Source organism: Nocardia jejuensis NBRC 103114 (assembly GCF_001613145.1).
GTDB lineage: Bacteria > Actinomycetota > Actinomycetes > Mycobacteriales > Mycobacteriaceae > Nocardia > Nocardia jejuensis.
Genome location: NZ_BDBU01000023.1, coordinates 206,723 through 227,874, shown reverse-complemented (window position 1 = coordinate 227,874; position 21,152 = coordinate 206,723). Strand labels below are relative to the sequence as shown.

At 69.7% G+C, this 21,152-nt stretch carries 6 protein-coding genes; 4 read left to right on the top strand and 2 right to left on the bottom strand.

Annotated elements, in window-relative coordinates; translation table 11 throughout:
* Positions 1 to 181: 181 nt before the first annotated feature.
* The 3 genes from NJ1_RS18885 to NJ1_RS18875 all read left to right on the top strand — a co-directional run bounded on the left by NJ1_RS18885 (position 182) and on the right by NJ1_RS18875 (position 17,225).
* The gene (locus NJ1_RS18885; protein WP_084478483.1) at positions 182 to 14,611 is read left to right on the top strand and encodes a non-ribosomal peptide synthetase; all 14,430 of its coding nucleotides are present in this window, start codon (positions 182 to 184) and stop codon (positions 14,609 to 14,611) included.
* A 203-nt stretch (positions 14,612 to 14,814) separates the two neighbouring features.
* Positions 14,815 to 15,822, top strand: a complete 1,008-nt coding sequence (locus NJ1_RS18880; RefSeq protein WP_422615762.1) for an alpha/beta hydrolase — start codon at positions 14,815 to 14,817, stop codon at positions 15,820 to 15,822.
* 155 nt (positions 15,823 to 15,977) lie between these two features.
* Positions 15,978 to 17,225, top strand: coding sequence for an Nramp family divalent metal transporter (locus NJ1_RS18875; protein ID WP_422615761.1), 1,248 nt, complete (start codon positions 15,978 to 15,980; stop codon positions 17,223 to 17,225).
* Positions 17,226 to 17,310: 85 nt separating this feature from the next.
* Here the strand turns inward: NJ1_RS18875 and NJ1_RS18870 are convergent, their stop codons facing one another.
* Positions 17,311 to 18,105, bottom strand: coding sequence for an enoyl-CoA hydratase-related protein (locus NJ1_RS18870; protein ID WP_067695929.1), 795 nt, complete (start codon positions 18,103 to 18,105; stop codon positions 17,311 to 17,313).
* A gap of 125 nt (positions 18,106 to 18,230) precedes the next feature.
* Between NJ1_RS18870 and NJ1_RS18865 the strand changes: the two genes are divergently transcribed.
* The gene (locus NJ1_RS18865) at positions 18,231 to 19,568 is read left to right on the top strand and encodes a TetR/AcrR family transcriptional regulator (protein ID WP_084478482.1); all 1,338 of its coding nucleotides are present in this window, start codon (positions 18,231 to 18,233) and stop codon (positions 19,566 to 19,568) included.
* Between the two features lie 18 nt (positions 19,569 to 19,586).
* On the opposite strand, the gene NJ1_RS18860 is transcribed toward NJ1_RS18865, so the two are convergent.
* A complete protein-coding gene (locus NJ1_RS18860) occupies positions 19,587 to 21,110 on the bottom strand; it encodes an aldehyde dehydrogenase family protein (RefSeq protein ID WP_245717456.1) in 1,524 nt (507 codons plus the stop codon).
* Positions 21,111 to 21,152 lie beyond the last annotated feature (42 nt).

Below are 21,152 nucleotides of genomic sequence, written 5' to 3'. Positions count from 1 at the left end.
GTCCTGTCCGGCCGGTACCGTGTCGGGCGTACGCCCTGACCGGTAACGGTTGGCGTATCCCGATTCGATGAATCAGGATGTGCTTTCAGGGCGCATAGGTACGACGGCGAGGGATGAGGCAAATTTTCATGGTTCGGGCGGCTGGGGAGCAGTGGAAGACGACCCGCCGAGGAGAGCAGGCATGACCGAATCGGTACGCCGGCGCCCGACTCGCACCCGCCGCCCGCGGGTGACGACGTTGCCGCAACTCATGGCCTCGGCCGTGGAGGCCAATCCGCGCGGGATCGCCATCGCCTACGCCGACGCCTCCTCGACCCTCGGCACCCTGGCCTACGCCGAACTCGACGAGCGGTCGACCCGCATCGCCCGGCTGCTCATCGATCGGGGGATCGGGCCGGAGCATCTGGTCGCCGTCGGCATCCCTCGGTCGCTCGATTCGGTCGTCGCGGTCTGGGCCATCGCCAAGACCGGTGCGGGATATGTGCCGGTCGATCCGAACTATCCGGCCGATCGGGTCGCCCACATGGTCACCGACTCGCGCGCGGTGCTCGGGCTGACCGTCACCGCGGTCCTCGAGGACCTCGCCGACGAGGTCGAGTGGCTGGCGATCGACGGCGACGAGTTCGTCCGCGAGGCCGCCGCCTATCCGGACGAGGCCATCACCTCCACCGATCGGGTGCGTCCGCTGCGCGCGGAGCATCCGGCCTATGTCATCTACACCTCCGGTTCCACCGGTCTGCCCAAGGGCGTGGTGGTCACCCAGGCCGGTCTGTCCGGCTTCTGTGACGAGCAGCGCGAGCGCTACCGGACCGGAACCGATTCGCGCGCCCTGCATTTCGCGTCTCCGTCGTTCGACGCGTCGGTGCTGGAGTTGCTGCTGGCCCTGGGTGGCGCGGGCACGCTCGTCGTCGCTTCGCCGGACGTTCTCGGCGGTGACGAACTCGCCGCACTGCTACGCCGCGAACGCGTGACGCATGCCTTCATCACCCCCGCCGCGCTCGCCTCGGTGGATCCGGCCGGGCTCGATGATCTGCGCGTGGTGGTCGCCGGTGGTGAAGCCTGCCCGCCGGATCTGGTGCGGCGCTGGGTACTCCCCATCGCCGGTGCGGGCACCCGGGAGTTCTACAACGGGTACGGGCCCACCGAGACCACGATCATGACCAATATCAGCGCCCCGCTGATTCCGGGCGAGATCGTCACCATCGGGCCGCCGGTGCGCGGCATCACCGAGTTCATCCTCGACGACCGGCTCGCGCAGGTCGTCGACGGCGTGGTGGGCGAGCTGTACATCTCCGGCGCGCAGGTGGCTCGGGGATACCACGCGCGGCCGAGCCTCACCGCCGTGCGATTCGTGGCCAACCCCCACGACCCCGGCGGTGCGCGCCTCTACCGCACCGGAGACCTGGTGCGCCGCACTCCCACCGGCGACGTCGAGTACATGGGCCGCAACGATTTCCAGGTCAAGATCCGTGGCTTCCGGATCGAGCTCGGTGAGATCGACGCGGTGCTGGGCTCGCACGACAGCGTGGACTTCGCCGTCACCGTCGGGCACACACTCGATACCGGCGCGACGATTCTCGCCGCCTACGTGCACGCCGCCGCGGGCGCCACCGTGGATGTGGATGAGCTGACCGGCTTCGCGGAGCAGAGCCTGCCCGCGCACATGGTGCCCACCACCATCATGGTGCTGGATGCCATCCCACTGACCCCGGTCGGCAAACTGGATCGCCGCGCCCTGCCCGCACCGCAGTTGCGCACCAAGGAGTTCCGCGCGCCGTCGGGCAGGCTCGAGGAAATGGTGGCGGCGGTCTTCGCCGACCTGCTTGACCCCGCCGACCCGATCGGCGCGGACGACGACTTCTTCGAGCTCGGCGGCAACTCGCTGATCGCCACCCGCGTCGCCGCACGACTGGGCGCGGAGATCTCCGCGCGGGTACCGGCCCGCGTCATCTTCACCACCTCGACCGTGGCCGGACTGGCCGCGCAGTTGGAGCCGCTCGTCGGCGCGGGCGGTCGCCCGCCGCTCACGGCACAGCCACGCCCCGAGCACATTCCGCTGTCCCTGGCCCAGCAGCGCATGTGGTTCCTGAGCCAGTTCGACAGCGCCTCGGCCGCCAACAACATTCCCTTCGCGATCCGGCTCACCGGCGCGCTGGACATCCCCGCGCTGCGGGCCGCGATCGGCGATCTGGTCGAACGGCACGAGACCCTGCGCACCGTGTACCCGGCCGTGGACGGCACCGGCTATCAGGTGATTCTGCCTGCGGAACAGGCGATTCCGGCGCTCGACACGCAGGTGGTCGAGCCCGCGCGGATCGCCGAGTGGCTGACCGGCCTGGCGGTGCAGGGCTTCGACGTGTCGAGCCGGGTGCCGCTGCGCATCGAGCTCGCCGAGATCGGTCTCGACGATCATGTGATCGCCGTGGTCGTGCACCACATCGCCGCGGACGGCGCCTCCGTCGGGCCGTTCATGCGAGATCTGCTGGCGGCCTTCTTCGCTCGCCGCGGTGGAGAGAGCCCGGCCTGGGCGCCGCTGCCGGTGCAGTACGCCGACTACACCCTGTGGCAGCGCGCGCTGCTGGGCGACGAGCAGGATTCCGAATCGCTCGCCGCCGGCCAGATCGACTACTGGCGCACCACTTTGACCGGGATCCCGGACCGGATCGACCTGCCCGCGGACCGTCCGCGACCGTCGATCGCGTCGGGGCGGGGCGCGGTGTACTCGTTCGAGATCGGCGCCGACCTGCACCGCGGACTCACCGAGCTGGCGCATTCCAGCGGCGCATCGCCGTTCATGGTCGTGCACGGCGCCCTGGCCGCGCTGCTGGCACGCCTGTCCGGCACCGACGACGTGGTCATCGGCACACCCGTCGCGGGCCGCGGTGAGCGCGAACTCGACGATCTCATCGGCATGTTCGTCAACACCCTGGTGCTGCGCACCCGGGTCGATGCCGGCGCGTCCTTCGCCGAGCTGCTGGAGAACGCGAAAGAGACGGATCTGGCGGCGTTCTCGCACGCCGAGCTGCCGTTCGAGCGGCTCGTGGAGGTGCTGGACCCGATCCGGTCCCAGGCGCATCATCCGCTGTTCCAGGTGGCGTTGTTCTTCCACAACATCGAGACCCCGCGGCTGGAATTGCCGGGGCTCTCGGCCGAGGCCGTCGAATTCGACGGGGCGGTGGCGAAGTTCGATCTGCAATTGTCGGTGGTGCCCCGGGAGCGGGACGGCGTCGCCGACGGTATGACGGCGATGTTCACCTATGCCACCGATCTTTTCGACGAGCCGAGTGTGGCGCGGTTCGCGGAGCGGTTCGTGCGACTGCTGGGTGCGGTGACGGCGGATCCTCGAGCGGCGCTCGGGGATATCGATCTGCTCGAGCGCGAGGAGCGCGCGCGGATTCTGCACGGCTGGAACGACACCCGGCATCCGATCGCGCCCGCGCTGCTGCTGGACGATTACCGGCGCGCGGTGGCGCGGCACCCGGACGCGGTGGCGATCCACTACGAGGGCACCGAGCTGACCTACCGCGAATTCGACGCGAAGGTGAACAAGCTGGCCCGGCTGCTGGTCGGGTACGGCGTCGGGCCGGAATCGCTGGTGGGACTGGCTATTCGGCGGTCGCCGGAGCTGGTGATCGGCATGTACGCGGTGATCGCGGCGGGCGGTGCGTACGTGCCGCTGGATCCCGATCATCCGGCCGAGCGCATCGCGCACATCCTGGACACCGCGCGCCCCGCGTGCGTCCTGACCACCATCGCCGACAAGGTCGCGGTGCCCGATGACACCTCCATCGTGTACCTGGACGTCATCGATCTGGACATGTTCCATGCCGCGCCGCTGTCCTCGGCGGAGCTGATCGGCGCTGTGCTGCCGGAACATCCGGCGTACGTCATCTTCACCTCGGGCTCCACCGGCCGCCCCAAGGGCGTCGCGGTGTCGCACGCGGCGATCCACAACCAGACCACCTGGATGCTCGAGGAGTATCCGATGGGTCCGGGGGACGTGTACCTGCAGAAGACGGCCACCACGTTCGATGTGTCGCTGTGGGGCTATTTCATGCCGCTGCGCACGGGCGCGACGCTGGTCGTGGCCACGCACGACGGACATCGCGACCCGCAGTACGTCGCGGAAGCGATTGCGCGCCATGGTGTCACGGTCACGGACTTCGTGCCGTCGATGCTGAGCGTGTTCGCCGCGCACACCGCGCCGGGGTCGATGCCGACGCTGCGTGAGGTGTTCGTGATCGGTGAGGCGCTGCCGCCGGAGACGGTGGCCGCGTTCGCCGCGGTGTCCGATGCGCGTGTGCACAACCTGTACGGCCCGACCGAGGCGGCGGTGTCGGTCACCTACTGGCAGGCGCGGGGCGACGAGCGCCCGACGGTGCCGATCGGGTTGCCGCAGTGGAACACCGAGGTGTACGTGCTGGATGCGCGGCTGCGGCCGGTCCCGGCCGGTGTCGCGGGTGAGCTGTATCTGGCGGGCGATCAACTGGCGCGCGGCTACGTGCGCCGACCGGATCTGACCTCGGATCGCTTCGTGGCCAATCCCTTCGGCAAGGGTGCGCGCATGTATCGCACCGGTGACCTGGTGCTGTGGCGCGCGGGTGAAGGCGATCGGCCACACCGTCTGGATTACATCGGTCGTACCGACTTCCAGGTGAAGTTCCGTGGTCAGCGCATCGAGCTCGGTGAGATCGAGACCGCGCTGCTGGCACAGCCTTCGGTCACCGCGGCGGCCGCGCTGGTCATGCCGTCCGAACTCGGTGATCAGCTGGTCGCGTACGTGGTTCCCGCTCCCGGCGGTGAGATCGACACCGACGAGCTGCGCACGGGGCTCGCGGACACGTTGCCCGCGTACATGATTCCGGCGGCGGTCCTCACCCTCGACGCCTTCCCGCTCAACACCAGCGGCAAGCTGGATCGCAAGGCGCTGCCCGCACCGACCTTCTCGGGGCGTGAATTCCGCGCTCCGGCAACGCCGGTCGAGGAGATCGTGGCCGGGGTCTACGCCGAGGTGCTCGGCGTCGGCCGGGTCGGCGCGGACGACGACTTCTTCGCCCTCGGCGGCAACTCGCTGGTCGCCACCCAGGTGGTGGCCCGCATCGGCGCCGCGGTGGGGGACCGGGTGCCGGTGCGCGCACTGTTCGAGACGCCCACCGTGGCCGCCCTCGCCGCCGCCGTCGAATCGCGAATCCGTCAGGACCGCGGGTTCGAACTCGGCGGGATCGAGCGGCCCGAGCAGCTGCCGCTCTCGCTGGCGCAGCAGCGCATGTGGTTCCTGAACCGCTTCGAGGACAGCGGGGACGACACCGCGAGCGCCGGATCCGCCGCCTACAACCTGCCTTTCGCGCTGCGCCTGACCGGCAGCCTGGACTGGGTCGCCCTCGGGCAGGCCCTGGACGATGTGGTGACCCGGCACGAGGTGCTGCGCACCGTGTACCCCGAGACCGCGGACGGTGCGGTGCAGGTGATCCTGCCCGCGGGCGCGGACTCGGCGATGCGCCTCGAGCCCACCGCTATCGCCGCCGCGGACGTGCCGGGCGCGGTGTTCGCGCTGGCGATGACGCCGTTCGACGTGACCCGGGACGTCCCGATCCGGGTGCGCCTGTTGGAGATCGACGATCTCGCGCCCGGGTCGATGCGCGAATACGTGCTCGCCGTGGTCGCGCATCACATCGCCGCCGATGCCTCCTCCATGGGGCCGCTGGTGCGCGACATCATGACCGCCTATGCCGCGCGCACCGCCGGCGCGGAGCCCGGCTGGGCTCCGCTGACGGTGCAGTACGCGGACTACGCGCTGTGGCAGCGCGCGGTACTGGGCGACGAGGCCGATCCGGAATCGGTTGCCGCGCAGCAGATCGCGTACTGGCGCGAACAGCTCGCCGAACTGCCCGATCTGCTGGAGTTGCCGACCGATCGCCCGCGTCCGGCGGTGGCCTCGCTGGCAGGCGCCCGGGTGAACGTGGAGTTCGGCGCCGACACCCATGCGGGACTGGTGAAGCTGGCGCGCGAGCACGGCGCGACCATGTTCATGGTCGTGCACACCGCGTTCGCGGTGCTGCTGGCGCGCTTGTCCGGCTCGGGCGATATCGCGATCGGCACGCCGGTCGCCGGTCGTGGTGAACGCGAGCTCGACGATCTGATCGGCATGTTCGTCAATACCGTGGTGTTCCGATCGCGGATCGACGGCGGCGCGGCCTTCACCGATCTGCTTGCGCGCCAGCGTGAAACAGACCTGCAGGCGTTCTCGCACGCGGACATTCCGTTCGAGCGTCTGGTGGAGGCGCTGAGCCCGCCGCGCACGACCGCGCACCATCCGCTGTTCCAGGCCGGGCTGTCGTTCCAGAACATGGCGCGCTCGGAGTTGCAGCTGCCGGGCCTCAAGGTCGCGGGCGTGGACACCGAACTCGAAGTGTCCCAGTTCGATCTGCACCTGATCGTGTCCGACGGGTACGACGAGGCCGGGGTGCCCTCGGGCATCGGCGGCTTCCTCACCTACGCCACCGACCTTTTCGACGCCGAGACCGTCACCGGATTCGTTCGCCTGCTGGGTCGGGTGCTGGACGCGGTGGTCGCGGACGCGACACTGCCCGTGGGCGATATCGAGCTGCTCGATCCGGTGGACCGCTCCGATCTGCTGGCGGTGCGCAACGCGACCACCCAGGAGATCGATCCGGCGGCGACGCTGGCCTCGCTGCTCGATGCCACGGTCGCGGCCGACCCGACCGCGGTGGCCCTGATCGGCCCGGCGCGCGAAGTGGTCCGCTACGCCGAGCTGAGCCGACGGGTCAATCGTCTTGCCCGGCACCTGATCTCGCTGGGCGTAGGCCCCGAGACTCGGGTCGCGCTGGCGCTGCGGCGCTCGGTGGACCTGGTCGTGGCCATGTACGCGGTATCGGTCGCCGGTGGCGCGTACGTGCCGGTCGATCCCGATCAGGCCGCCGAACGCACCGACTACATCCTCGATTCGGTGACTCCGGTCTGCGTGCTCACCGATGCCGACGCGGGCTTCGCCACCGATATCGCGCCGCTGGTGCGCATCGACGAGCTGGACCTCAACCGTGTCGACTCCGCACCGGTGTCGGACCGTGAACGTGTTGCGCCACTGCGGGGTTCGAACACCGCCTACGTCATCTTCACCTCCGGTTCCACCGGCCGCCCCAAGGGCGTGGCGCTGCCGCACGCGGCCATCGTGAACCAGTTGCGCTGGAAGACCGAGGAATTCGGGCTCGGTCCCCACGATGCGGTGCTGCTCAAGACCGCGGCCACGTTCGACCTGTCGGTGTGGGAATTCTGGTCCGCCGCGGTCGCGGGCGGCCGCCTGGTGATCGCGACCCCGGACGGGCACCGCGATCCGGCCTACCTGAACGAACTCATGTCCCGCGAGCGAGTCACCACCCTGCACGTGGTGCCGTCCATGCTCGACGCGCTGCTGGCCGATGCCCGTGCGGCCGGGCCGGATTCGACGCCCGGACTGGCGATCCTGCGCCGGGTGCTCGCCATCGGCGAGGCCCTGCCGGGCGCGCTGGCCCAGCGCCTGCGCGCGACCTACCCGCAGGTGTCGCTGTTCAACCTGTACGGCCCGACCGAGGCGGCGGTGTCCATCACCAGCCACCGCGTGACCGACGCGGACAAGGTCTCGGTGCCGATCGGCGCGCCCGAGTGGAACAGCCGGGTCTATGTGCTCGACGCTCGCCTGCATCCGGTGCCCGCCGGGGTCTCCGGTGAGCTCTACCTGGCCGGTGCGCAGCTCGCCCGCGGCTACTTCGGCCGCGCCGATCTGACCGCCGACCGTTTCGTGGCCGACCCGTTCGGCGCCGGTGAGCGCATGTACCGCACCGGTGATCTGGTGGCCTGGAACCACTCCGGGGAGCTGGAGTACCGGGGCCGCACCGACTTCCAGGTGAAGATCCGCGGCTTCCGCATCGAACTCGGCGAGATCGAGGCCGCGCTGCTGGCGCTGCCGCAGATCGCGCAGGTCGCGGTCCTGGCCAAGGCCGATCCGCGGACCGGCGACCGGCTGGTTGCCTATCTGGTGCCCACCGGTGCGGATATCGATGTGCCGCAGGTGAAGTCGGCGCTCTCGGCGGTGCTGCCGTCGTACATGGTGCCCGCGGCGTTCGTGACGCTCGCCGCGCTGCCGCTGAACGTGAACGGCAAGCTGGACCGAAAGGCGCTGCCGGAACCGGAATTCGAGGCGACCGCCTTCCGCGCCCCGTCCACTCCGATCGAGGAGATCGTCGCCGGCGTGTTCGGTGACGTGCTCGGCGCGGAACGCGTCGGCGCGGACGACGACTTCTTCGCCCTGGGCGGCAACTCGCTGCTGGCCACCCAGGTGGCCGCTCGCATCGGCAAGGCCCTGGACGCCCGGGTCCCGGTGCGCGCGCTGTTCGAGTCCTCCACCGTCACCGGCCTCGCCGCCAAGGTGGAACAGCATGCCGGACAGGGTGATCGGACGCCGCTCGTCGCGAAGCCGCGCCCGGCCGCGATCCCGCTGTCGCTCGCGCAGCAGCGCATGTGGTTCCTCAACCAGTTCGACACCACCTCCGCGGCCTACAACGTGCCCGTCGCGGTCCGCCTCACCGGCGAGCTGGACGTGAGCGCGCTGCAGCGCGCGGTGGCCGACGTTGTCGCCCGCCACGAGACGCTGCGCACGGTCTATCCGCAGGTCGAGGGCGCGGCCACCCAGGTGATCGTGACCGCCGCGCAGGCGGTGCCGGATCTGACCCCGATCACGGTGACCGCGGGGGAGATCCGCGATCGGATCACCGAGCTGGTCTCGACCGGGTTCGACGTGACCGGCGAAGTGCCGTTGCGCGCCAGCCTGTTCCGGGTCGAGGGCAGCGACGAGCACGTCCTGGTGTTCGTGGCGCACCACATCAGCGCGGACGGCTGGTCCATGGGCCCGCTGACCCGCGACGTCATGATCGCCTACGCCGCACACGCGTCGGGTTCGGAGCCGGGCTGGGCGCCGCTGCCGGTGCAGTACGCGGACTACTCGATCTGGCAGCGCGAGGTGCTCGGCGCCGAGGACGATCCGGCCAGCCTGATCGCCGCGCAGACCGACTACTGGCGCACCGCGCTGGCGGATCTGCCGGATGAGCTGAACCTGCCCGCGGACCGCCCGCGCCCGATCACCCAGTCGCTGCGCGGCGGTACGGTCGAGTTCTCGATCGACGCGGAACTGCAAGGCGGACTGCGTCGTATCGCGCGGGAGCAGAACGCGACAATGTTCATGGTCGTGCACGCGGCCCTCGCGGTATTCCTGGCGCGCCTGTCGGGTTCGGCCGATATCGCCATCGGCACCCCGATCGCGGGTCGTGGCGAATCCGAAGTCGACGACGTGATCGGCATGTTCGTCAACACGCTGGTGTTGCGCACGAAGGTCGACGGCCAGTCGAGCTTCGCCGAGTTGCTGGCCGAGGCCAAGGACGCGGACCTGAAGGCGTTCGCGCACGCGGACATTCCGTTCGAGCGCCTGGTCGAGGTGCTCAACCCGGAGCGCTCCACCGCGCGCAATCCGCTGTTCCAGGTCATGCTGGCCTTCCAGAACCTCCCGGACGCGGCGTTCGAGCTGCCCGGATTGCGGGTCGCGGCAGTCGATTTCGAGATCGAGACCTCGCAATTCGATCTGTCCCTGGCCATCCGGGAAGCCGGCGACCACGGCATGAGCGCGATCTTCACCTTCGCGCGCGACCTGTTCGACGACGCCACCGTCGAGGTCTTCGCACAGCGATTCGTGCGCCTGCTGGGCGAGATCGCCGCGCGGCCACAGCTTCCCGTCGGTGACCTGTCACTGCTGGACACCGGTGAGCACGATCTGCTCACCCGGGTGCAGGGTGACGACGTCATGGTCACCGGCATGCTGCTGCCTGATCTGCTCACCGTCGGCGTCGGGCTCGGCCGTGATCGCGTCGCGGTCCGCTACCGGGGTCACTCCATCGGCTACGGCGAACTCGACGACTACTCCTCGCAGCTGGCGCGGGTGCTGATCGAACGTGGCGTCGGACCCGAACAGCTGGTGGCCGTTGCCTTCCCGCGATCGTTCGAGATGGTCGCGGCGGTCCTGGCCGTGGCCAAGGCCGGCGGCGCGCACGTGCCGATCGACCCGAAGTACCCGGCGGATCGGGTGCGGCACATGGTGAACGACTCCGGCGCGGTCATCGGCATCACCGGATCGGCGTACGTCGGGGACCTGCCCGACGACGTGGAATGGCTGGTGCTCGACGACGCGAGCACCGACAGGCAGATCTCGGGCCGTTCCGCGGCCCCGGTCACCGATGCCGATCGCCTCTCCCCGCTGCTCCTGCACCACCCGGCGTACGTCATCTACACCTCCGGCTCCACCGGAATGCCCAAGGGCGTCACCGTCACTCACTCCGGCGTGGGCGGGCTCGCGGATTACGCCATCGGTCTGTACCAGCTCGGTCCCGAGAACCGAATGCTGCACATCTGCTCGCCGAGCTTCGATCCGTCGGTGCTGGAGTGGGTGATCGCCTTCTACATCGGCGCGACCCTCGTCATCGTCCCGTCCGAGATCCTGGGCGGCCCGGAGCTCAACGAGTTCCTGCGCGCCGAGGAGGTCACGCACGCCATCTTCACCCCGGCCGTGCTGGGCACCATCGACACCGAGGGCCTCGAGCAACTGGAGTCGGTGTCCATCGGCGGTGACGTCAGCACGCCGGAACTGGTCGCCAAATGGCAGCCCGGCCGCTCGTATCACAATGCGTACGGGCCGACCGAGACCACGATCATCTCGACCTTCGCGCAACTGGTCCCGGGCCGGCACATCACCATCGGCAAGCCGGTCAGCGGCATGTCGGCACTGGTGCTGGACGCCCGGATGAACCCGGTGCCGCCGGGCGTCGCGGGCGAGCTGTACCTTGCGGGCGGCGCGCTGGCGCGCGGCTACCGCAACCGGCCGGGACTCACCTCGGATCGCTTCGTGGCCAATCCCTTCGGCGAACCCGGTGCGCGGATGTACCGCACCGGCGACGTCGTGCGCTGGTACGCCGAACCGGGGTTGCGCGCGGGCAATCACGCCGCGTCCGAGGTCGAGTGGGAGCTGGACTACGTCGGCCGCACCGACTTCCAGGTCAAGATCCGCGGCTTCCGCATCGAACTCGGCGAGATCGACACCGTGCTCGCCGCGCACGAGGACATCGACTTCGCCATCACCCTCGGGCACAAGACGCCCTCGGGGACAACGGCTCTGGTCTCCTACGTGCGGCGCATCCCGGGCCGGGAGATCGAGTCCGAGGCGCTGACCGCCTACGCCGCGCGCATCCTGCCGCCGCATATGGTGCCGTCCTCGATCACGGTGCTCGACGAGGTGCCGCTGACCCCGGTCGGCAAGCTCGATCGCAAGGCGCTGCCGGAACCGGTACTGGCACAACGCGAATACCGCGCGCCGTCCACTCGTCTGGAGAAGTCGGTCGCCGACGCCTTCGCCGAGGTGCTCGGCGTGGACCGGGTCGGTCTCGACGACGATTTCTTCGCGCTCGGCGGCAATTCGCTGCTCGCCACCCAGATGGTCACCCGCCTGCGCGCCCGCACCGGCGCACCGGTCATGGTCGCCTGGTTCTTCACCTACCCGACCGTCGAGGGCATCAGCCGGCAGCTGGTCGCGGCGCTGGAGAACCAGCACGACTACGACTCCGGTTCCGAAGCCGCGTTGCAGGTGCTGCTGCCGATTCGCGATCAGGGCTCGCGCCGGCCGCTGTTCTGCGCACCGCCGCTGGGCGGAATGGCGTGGAGCTTCGCCGGATTGGCGGGTTTCCTGCCCGCCGAGCAGCCGATCATCGGCCTGCAGTCACCGGCCCTCACCGAGGACCACTACGCACCCGCCACGCTCACCGAGGTGGCGCGCCGCTACGTCGACGAGATGCGCAAGGTGCAGCCGGAGGGCCCCTACCGGGTGATCGGCTTCTCGCTCGGCGGTGTGGTGGCCCACGCCATCGCCACCGAACTGCAGGACGACGGCGACGAGGTCGATCTGCTCGGCATTCTCGACGCCTACCCGAGCCTGGACTTCGCCGACTTCCAGTCCTCACTGCGCGAGGAGTTCTCGCAGCTGGGCGTCTCCCCGGATCTGCTTCCGGCCGATATGCGGGACCTCGGCGACGAGGCGCTCGCGGCCCTGCACGCCGCCATCCCGCCGGAGCTCGCGGTGCTCACCATGGATCGGCTGCGGCGGATCTACCGGGGCGCACTGCATTCGGCCCGGCTCGGATTCGAGTACCGGCCGGACGTCTTCGACGGTCCCGTCCACTTCTTCAAGGCCACCGTCGACGGTGAGCAGCGGTCGGTCGCGGACTGGCGGCCCTTCACCACCGAGACGATCGACGTGGTCGAGGTGGCGGTCGAGCATCCGGCGCTGACCGGACCCGACGGTTTCGCCGTGATCGGTCCGAAGCTGGCCGAACTGCTGGACCGGGCCGAATGGGAGCTGGACCACCCGGCCGATCCGGACACCGGCGATTCCCTGCCGAGCACTGGGTACGCGGGGCAGTCGGTACCTGCCCGGGACACGGCGTATCCGGCCTCGGGCGCTGACTCCTCGGCGCACGACAAGGCATTCTCGCTGGGAGACAGTGCTTTCGGAGCTGGCGAGACTCTCGACGCCGGTCAGGGTGCCTCCCGCGCGGACGAGCGGATCTCCGATGACGGAGCCGCTTCCGCCGCGAAGGAGCGGACCGCGAAACTCACCGGACCGGATCCATCGTCCGCCTCGGGCGAGACCGATTCCGTCGATTGGGCGACCACCGCCGTGCTTCCCATCATCTCGATGGACAGCCCGCCGCCGGGGGTGAAGCTGCGGGCCTCCGGTCCCGTGGAGAGCGGCGAGGCCTCGAGCCATGACGGTGGCGGCGGCGCCGCGGATGACTCCGAGCACGCGGCCGCCGACGAACACCCCGGTACACCTGTGGATGAATCCGGAACACCGGACGGGCGCGCGGCGTCCGAGGAATTCGGCCTCCGCGACGAGTACGACTCGGATGACGCCGAGTTCGACGACAGTTCGGACGAGGACCCGGTGGCCGGGCCCGCCTCGCGACGGGACCGCACGAGCGACTACAGCCCGGCGGCCGACGTGTTCGGCGCCGCCACGGCGAATCTCGGAGTGGGGGAGCGGGATTCGGCTGCCGATCGGCACGACTCCGCGGACTACGGTGCCGCCGTGCCGGATTCGACACCGGTCCCGCGAGAGGATCGTGACTCCGGTGAGAGCGCTGCCCCGGCAGACTCCGCGCAGGACGAACCCGCACCCAGGGGCTCGCGCCTGAGCACCGTGGGCGATGTCTCGCCGCTGCCCGCCGGTGCGGTCGGACTGCTGGAGATCGAGCCGTCGGGCCTGTGGGTCCGGGCGATCACCCTCGACATCGCGGCCGGGATCTCCGGAACCCGGGTGCGTCGCTCGGTCGCCACGCTGCTCGACCGGCATCCCGCCCTCTGGGCGCGGCTGCGGCGCAACGGCGAGTCGGTGCTGCTGGACATTCCCGGTCAGCAGCCGCGCGGTGCGGCCGTGGTGTGGCAGCTGGATCCGTCGGTCGAGGCGGTCGGGGACCCCATCGAGGCCGTGATCCATGCCGCCGCGGCGGAATTGAACCCCGAGAAGGGGCATCACATCCGGTTCGTGCTGCTGGAGAACGTGGATATCGATCCGGAGATCGATCCGCAGGATCAGCCCGCGGCCATCCTGGTCGTGGTCGCCAACGGCCTGGTCGTGGACGACACCTCGTGGCGCACGATCATCGAGGATCTGAGTGCCTCCTGGTCCGGTGGACACGCGACGCCGCCCAGTGCGGACGCGCATCCGGTCGGCATCGCCCGCGATCTCGCGGACCTGGCGGCCGAGCCGCGAACGGTCGGCGAATTGGAGTGGTGGCGCCGGGCATTGGCCTCCGCGACGCCGGGCATCTCCCCGGAGGAGGTGCCCGTGGACGGGCGTCCCACCGGGCGGGGCCGGGTCTCGGTGTCCATCACCGGTGAGGGCGCGGCCGCGGTGGACGCGGCGGCTCGGCGCTATCACGCGACCATCGACGAGGTGCTGCTCGCCGCGCTCGCGGTCTCGCTGCTGGACGACGGCGGTGAATTGGCGCGCCGGACAACCGGTTCGGTGGTGCGGTTGATCGCCGACGGCCGGGTGGCCGGTGATCCGGCCGGACAGCGCACCGTGGGCGCGTTCAGCACCTCGCATCCGTTCGCGCTGAAACTGGACGGGGTGGACTTCGCCGAGGTCCGCCAGGGCGGTCCGGCGGCCGGGTCGGTGATCGAGCAGATTCGCGACGCCTATCGCGAAGTGCCCTCACACGGTGTGGGTTTCGGGCTGCTGCGGCACCTGAACCCGGCCACCGTCGCCGATATCGCCGCGCTGCCCGCCGGCCGCATCGGCTTCCGGTATCGCGATCTGCGACCCGCCCGGGTGTATCCGGAACCTGTCGCGGACGATCTCTACCTCGACGTCACGGTCGACACCAGTCAGGACGGATTGGTGGCGCGCTTCGACTTCGCCGGTGTGGTATTGGATCTGGAGCAGGTGAAGCGACTCGTGGAAGGGTGGGTGCTGGCATTGAGCGGACTCGCCGAACACGGTCGCGCGACCACTCCGTAATATTGACGGCTGTCACACCGGTGCGATAAGCCGTATGGTCTGTCGAGGAATCAGCTACTGCCCGGAGAACCCGGCAGCGGAGTGCTGACCAGCAAATCGACACGAGATGAAGGTGCGAAACATTGATTCGTCGACATGTCCGGAACGGGGTCGCAGGTCGTAGGCGCGGTGCACGGGCAGCGGCGTTCCTCGCCGCCACCGCGGTGCTCACCGGTCTGGTGGCCGGCGTCAGCGGCACCACCGCCTCCGCCGACCCGATCATCGACAGCAAGAAGCTGCTCGCGGATCCGGTCGCACCCGACGGGTCGAAGATCACCAAGGCCGAGATGAAGGACGGCCGGAACATCCGGCTGTACGTCTACTCCGCGGCCATGGACGCCACCTACCCCGTCGATGTGCAGCGTCCCGCCGACGCCTCCGCGCCGCGGCCGGTGCTGTACCTGCTCAACGGCGCGGGCGGCGGACAGGACGACGCCTCCTGGGTCAAGAAGACCGATATCGTCAACGGCTTCCTCGGCGACAAGAACCTGAATGTCGTGCAGCCCATCGGCGGTAAGTGGTCCTACTACCAGGACTGGCAGCAGGACGACGACGTGCTCGGCCGCAACAAGTGGCAGACGTTCTTCACCGAGGAACTCCCGCCGCTGATCGACGGCGCGCTCGGCACCAACGGCGTCAACGCCATCGCGGGCATCTCCACCTCCGGTACCACCGTGCTGTCGCTGCCCGAGGCCAAGCCCGGTCTGTACAAGGCCGCGGCCGCCTACAGCGGCTGCGCGCAGTTCGCCGATCCGATGGGCCGCGAGTTCATGCGCCTCACCGTCGAGACCTGGGGCGGCGGCAAGATGGAGAACATGCACGGCCCCGAGGACTCCCCGGCCTGGGCCGCCAACGATCCGGTTCTGAACGCGGACAAGCTGCGCGGCACCGAGCTGTACATCTCCTCCGGCAGCGGCCTGCCCGGCCAGTACGACACCCTCAACGGCCAGTACGCCCTGCCCGGCGCGTACGGCCTGGCCAACCAGCTGATCATCGGCGGCGTCATCGAGGCCGGCACCAATGTCTGCACCCACAACCTGCAGAACAAGCTGAACGAGCTGAACATCCCGGCCACCTACAACTTCCGCCCGACCGGCACCCACTCGTGGGGCTACTGGAACGACGAGTTCAAGACCTCGTGGCCGGTGCTGGAGCGTGGTCTGGGTCTGTGACCCGCTGACCGCGGGTTCGCTACCCGCACCTTTACCGAGTGATGGCCCCCGGCGCAGTACGCCGGGGGCCATCACTGTCACCTGGGGATCAGCCTGCCCTTCTCTTTTTCCGGGTAGCACTCAACAAAAAGTTCGGTTAGCCGTAAACTATTGTTGTGAGCACCCTGGCTGATGAACCCCGCACCACGTTTCAGCGAGCGAGGTCGGCCTCGGTCCTGCTCGGCCCCGCCTTCGTCGCCGCCATCGCGTACGTCGATCCGGGCAATGTCGCGTCCAATATCAGTGCCGGCGCGCAGTTCGGCTACCTGCTGGTGTGGGTCATCGTCATGGCGAACGTCATGGCCGGCCTGGTCCAGTTCCTGTCCGCGAAGCTCGGACTCGTCACCGGCCAGTCGCTGCCGGAAGCGGTGCGGGACAAGGCCAGCCGGCCCGTGCGCCTGGCCTACTGGGCCCAGGCCGAAACCGTCGCCATGGCCACCGATCTCGCCGAGGTCGTCGGCGGCGCGATCGCGCTGAACCTGCTGTTCGGGCTGCCGCTGCTGCTCGGCGGCGTGATCACCGGCATCGTGTCGCTGGGTCTGCTGATGGTGCAGAACCGCCGCGGGCAGCAGCCGTTCGAGCGCATCATCATCGGAATGCTGGCGGTCATCGCCATCGGATTCCTTGCCTCGGTGTTCATTTCACCGCCTTCGGCATCGGGCACCCTCGGCGGACTCGCCCCCCGTTTCGACGGCACCGAGAGCGTGCTGCTGGCCGCCGCCATGATCGGCGCGACAGTCATGCCGCACGCGGTGTACCTGCACTCGGCACTCTCGAGGGACCGGCACGGTCAGCCCGAGGCCGGGCCGGAACGCAAACGCCTGCTGCGCATCACGCGCTACGACGTCGGCATCGCCATGCTGCTGGCGGGCACCGTGAACCTCGCCATGCTGCTCATGGCGGCCAGCACGCTGCGCGGCCGGGACGATGTCGATTCGCTCGAAAGTGCCCATGCCGCAGTGCGGGACACGCTCGGACCGGTCGCGGGTCTGCTGCTGGCGGTCGGCCTGCTGGCCTCGGGCCTGGCGTCCACCTCGGTCGGCGCGTACGCCGGAGCCATGATCATGCAGGGCCTGCTGCACCGGCATGTCCCACTCGTCGTGCGCCGCGTGATCACGCTCATTCCCGCGCTGATCGTGCTCGGGGTCGGCATCGATCCCACTCGGGCGCTCATCATCTCGCAGGTGGTGCTGTCCTTCGGCATTCCGTTCGCGCTCATCCCGCTGGTCCGCTTCACCGCGGACCGCGTGCTCATGGGCGACGACGTCAACCGGCGGATCACCACCGCGCTGGCCTGGCTGGTCGCCGCGATCATCTCGGCGCTGAACGTGGCACTCATCTATTTGACCGTCACCGGCAAGTAGCCGTCGAGACTCAGCTCGCGGCTACTCACGTCTGCCCCGTTCCCCGCGCGGAACGGGGCAGACGCGTATCGCGGTGCGCCCGAGGCTATTCGGCGAACACTGCCTTGCGCTTGCCGAGCATGGCGGCCGCGCCCTCGGCGAAATCGGGGGATCCCAGCAGTTCCACCTGGCCGACGCGTTCGGCGGCCAAGGCGGCGTCCAGGGCGGCCAGGGTGGCGTTGTTGAGGGCGCGCTTGGTGAGTTCGAGGGCGCGGCGGGGGCCGTGGGCGAGCTTCGCGGCGGCGGCTTCGACCTTCTCGTCGAGTTCACTGTCGGAGTGGACACCGGCGATCAGCCCGCGCGTCACCGCGTCCGCCATCGGCAGGCGACCGCCCAGCAATGCCATCTCCGCCGCCAGCGGGCGACCCGCGGCCGCCGCGACCATGGCCGCCGCGCCGCCGTCGGGCATCAGGCCGATATTGATGAAGGCCAGCAGGAGATAGGCGTCCTCGGAGGCATAGGTCAGATCGGCGGCCAGCGCGAAGGCGACGCCGATGCCGGCGGCCGCGCCGCGCACCCGGGCGATGACCGGGAACGGTGCCTCCACGATCGCCTTGATCAGGCGGTTGGCCGCGACCATCGTCATATCGGGGGTGATGCCGCGGGCGTTCTCCGCGGCGGTCGCGGACAGATCCGCGCCGGTGCAGAAATCGCCGCCCTCGCCGGTCAGCACGATCACCCGGATCGCGGGATCGGTGTGGGCGGCCAGCACGGTTTCCCCGAGGCCGACCATGGTGTCGTAATCGAGGGCATTCTTGCGCTTGGGGTTCGTGATGGTGAGGCGCAGGACACGCCCGTCCAGAACGGCGGAGTAGCCCGGGGTCGTCGCAGTGTCGGTCATGAGTGCTCCTGCTCCGTGTGCGGCAAACAACCCGCGCGATGTGTTCAACTGTGCGAATTGTGGTTAACTTAGGTCTGCTCGCCCGGCACTGTCAACCGCCGGTGTCACGGAGAAGGAGAAAGTGCATGGTCGCCGATCGCAGCGAGGCGGGACTCGCTTCCGCGCGGCCTCGGAGCACGTCCGTGCACGTCGAGAGCACTGCCGCGCAGGCCGGGGGCCCTGTCGCGCAGAGCGCGGCCACGCCCGCCCGCACCTCGCCCGCCCGGCCCGAGGGCGACGCGGGTCCGCGACGTCGGCCCAAGAATCGCAAAGCGCAAATCGTGCGTGTCGCGGCTCGCGCGTTCGCCGAGCGGGGATACCACCCGGTCGGTGTGGACGAGATCGCGGCCGAGGTCGGCATCTCCGGCCCCGCGCTGTACCGGCACTTCACCAACAAGTACGCGCTGCTGGTGGCCGCCGCGGAGATGGGCGCGCAGCAATTGCTGGACGCCGCCCAGAGCTCGGACAATCCGGACCTCGAACCGGAATCGCGACTCACCGCGCTGATCCGGGGCATCGCCGAATACACCATCGACGTCCGCCGCGAAGGCGGGCTGTACCGCTGGGAACGCCGCTATCTCGAGCCCGAGGACCGCGCCCGGATTCGCGTCGTCTACACCGAACTGCACGAAACCGTCGCCGCACCGATCGCCGAGCTGTACCCGGATGCCGACCCGGCCGATGTGCAGTTGCGCGCCGCCGCCGTGCTGAGCGCCATCGGCAGCATCACCGCGCACCGCACCGCCCTGTCCACCACGCGACTGGCGAACCTGATCAACGACATCAGCTGGGACCTGCTGCGCTCCGAGCTGCCGCCGGTCCCGGCCCCGGCCCCCGGTGATCCGGTCGTGCGCGGGCTGCCGGTCATCTCCAAGCGCGAGCAGTTGCTCACCGAGGCCATTCGCATCTTCGGGCGGCAGGGGTACCACGAGGCCAGCATCGAGGAGATCGGCGCGGCCGCGGGGATCAACGCCTCGAGCGTGTACCGCTATTTCAGCAGCAAGGCCGACCTGCTCGCCGCCGCGTTCCACCGCACCGGTGAACGGGTGGCGATCGCCAACGCCGAGGCGCTGTCCGAGGCGACCAGCCGCTCCGACGCGGCCGTGCGGATCGCCGACCGCTTCGCCCGCATGACCTTCACCATGCCGGAGATCCTGCCCGTCTACTTCGCCGAGTTCTCGAATCTGCCTGCCTCCGAACAGCATCGGCTGCGCTCCATCCAGCGTCAGAACGTGCTGGAGTGGGCCAACCTGCTCGAGGGCGATCAGGTCGAGGCCCGCTTCCGGGTGCACGCGGCCATCGGCCAGGTCGTCGACGTGGGCCGCCGCCTGCGCTTCGACACCCGCGCCGCCACGCTGGCCCGGGTCAGCGCGCTCATGAGCGCGGTCCTGCTCGGCCCGGACGCGGTCGCGGCACAGGACTGAATCCGAGGCCGGTCTCGGTCACACCCGGTGCCGCATGCGGAACAGAGCGCGAGCCATTCGCAGGCGGCGGGGGCTGCTGTCGAACGTGCCGAGGACCGGGTCGCGGCGGCGCTGTTCGGCGATGGTCAGGGGCCGGGCGAATGCGCGCAGTGACTGCGGATCGCGAATGCGGCCGGGGCCGTTGACGCCGTAGACCGGGGTCGCGTTCACCGTGACCAGATTCGTGCGCAGCCGCTGCGCGAATTCCGGCACGTTGCGCACGTCGCGCGTGAAAATCGAGACGGGCAAAGGTCTTTCGGCGGCGTTCACGTGCTCGACGGCCTCGTCCATGGTGGCCACCCGGTTCACGATCAGCACCGGCCCGACGGCATCACCGGTGACCGCGACGCTCACCTGGGGCACCTCGGTCAGCACGATGGGCTCGATGTACGGCTCGCGCACCGATTCCAGGCTGCCGACCACCGGCCGTCCGCCGCGCGTGATGGCGTCGCGCACCTGGCGGCGGACCACCTCGATCTGTGTCTCGACGGTCATCGGGCCGTAGGAGGCGCGGCGATCGCCGCCCGGTCGCAAGCGCCGAGCCTGATCGGCTACCAGTTCCAGGAACGGCTCGTACACCGAGTCCGCCACGTAGACGGTGTGCACGCCGGTCGGCTGCTGTCCGGCATTGGCCATGGCCCCGTACACCGCGGCGGCCGCGGCGGTGTCCAGCCGCGCGTCCACCTGCACGATCATGGAGCCGCGCCCGCCGGGCTCGAGCAGCAGGGGAGTGGCGGTCTGCGCGCACAGGGCCCGCACCTCGCGCGCCCCGGCGGGCGAGCCCGCGTACGCGATCGTGTCCAGACGGGTCCGGCACAGTGCGGCCGCGGTCGTGCTGTCGCCGGTAACGACTTGCAGCACAGGCTGATTCGGGGCCACCCGGCTCCAGGAGTCGGCCAGCCACGCACCGACGCCCGGGGTCATCTCGCTCGGTTTGAACACCACGACATTGCCCGCGGCCATGGCGTTGGCGATCGAATTCATCGGTGTGAGAACGGGATTGTGCCAGGGCCCGAGCACGCCGACCACGCCCAGCGGCAGGTGTCCGACCGTTCCGGACCGGTGACGCCGGAACCTGCCGGCCAGTCCGCCCGATCGGCTCAATGTTCTTTCGGCATGACGCGCAGCCCAATCCAGCTGTTCCACCGCCAGGGTCACCTCGATGGCGGCGTCCATGCGCGGTTTGCCGGTCTCACTGCTGACCAACTCCACCAGTTCCCGGGTGCCGCGCGCGATGATGCGCTTCCAATCCAGCATCCAGCGCTTGCGGCTGTCGAATCCCATTGTGCCCCACCATTGTTCGGCGGTGCGCGCGGAACGCACGGTGCGCGTCAGCTCGCTCGCGCCCATGATGGCGAAATCGCCGACGACCTCCCCGGTGCGGGGATCGTAGGACGTCAGAACCTTGGGTCGCCCCGCCCCGGTGCGCGCCGCTCGCGGCGGTTCTTCTCCGGCAGCTCGCGGCTGCGCCGACTCGGCCATGATTACCCTCTCGTGGCCCATGAAACGCTCTCCCCCGTCACGTCAGACTATGGTTCGGGGCGC

Bases quoted from the DNA above. Each gene is read 5' to 3' on its own strand.
- NJ1_RS18860 (WP_245717456.1), bottom strand. From the start codon at position 21,110: ATGGGCCACGAGAGGGTAATCATGGCCGAGTCGGCGCAGCCGCGAGCT.
- NJ1_RS18885 (WP_084478483.1), top strand. From the start codon at position 182: ATGACCGAATCGGTACGCCGGCGCCCGACTCGCACCCGCCGCCCGCGG.
- NJ1_RS18870 (WP_067695929.1), bottom strand. From the start codon at position 18,105: ATGACCGACACTGCGACGACCCCGGGCTACTCCGCCGTTCTGGACGGG.
- NJ1_RS18865 (WP_084478482.1), top strand. From the start codon at position 18,231: ATGGTCGCCGATCGCAGCGAGGCGGGACTCGCTTCCGCGCGGCCTCGG.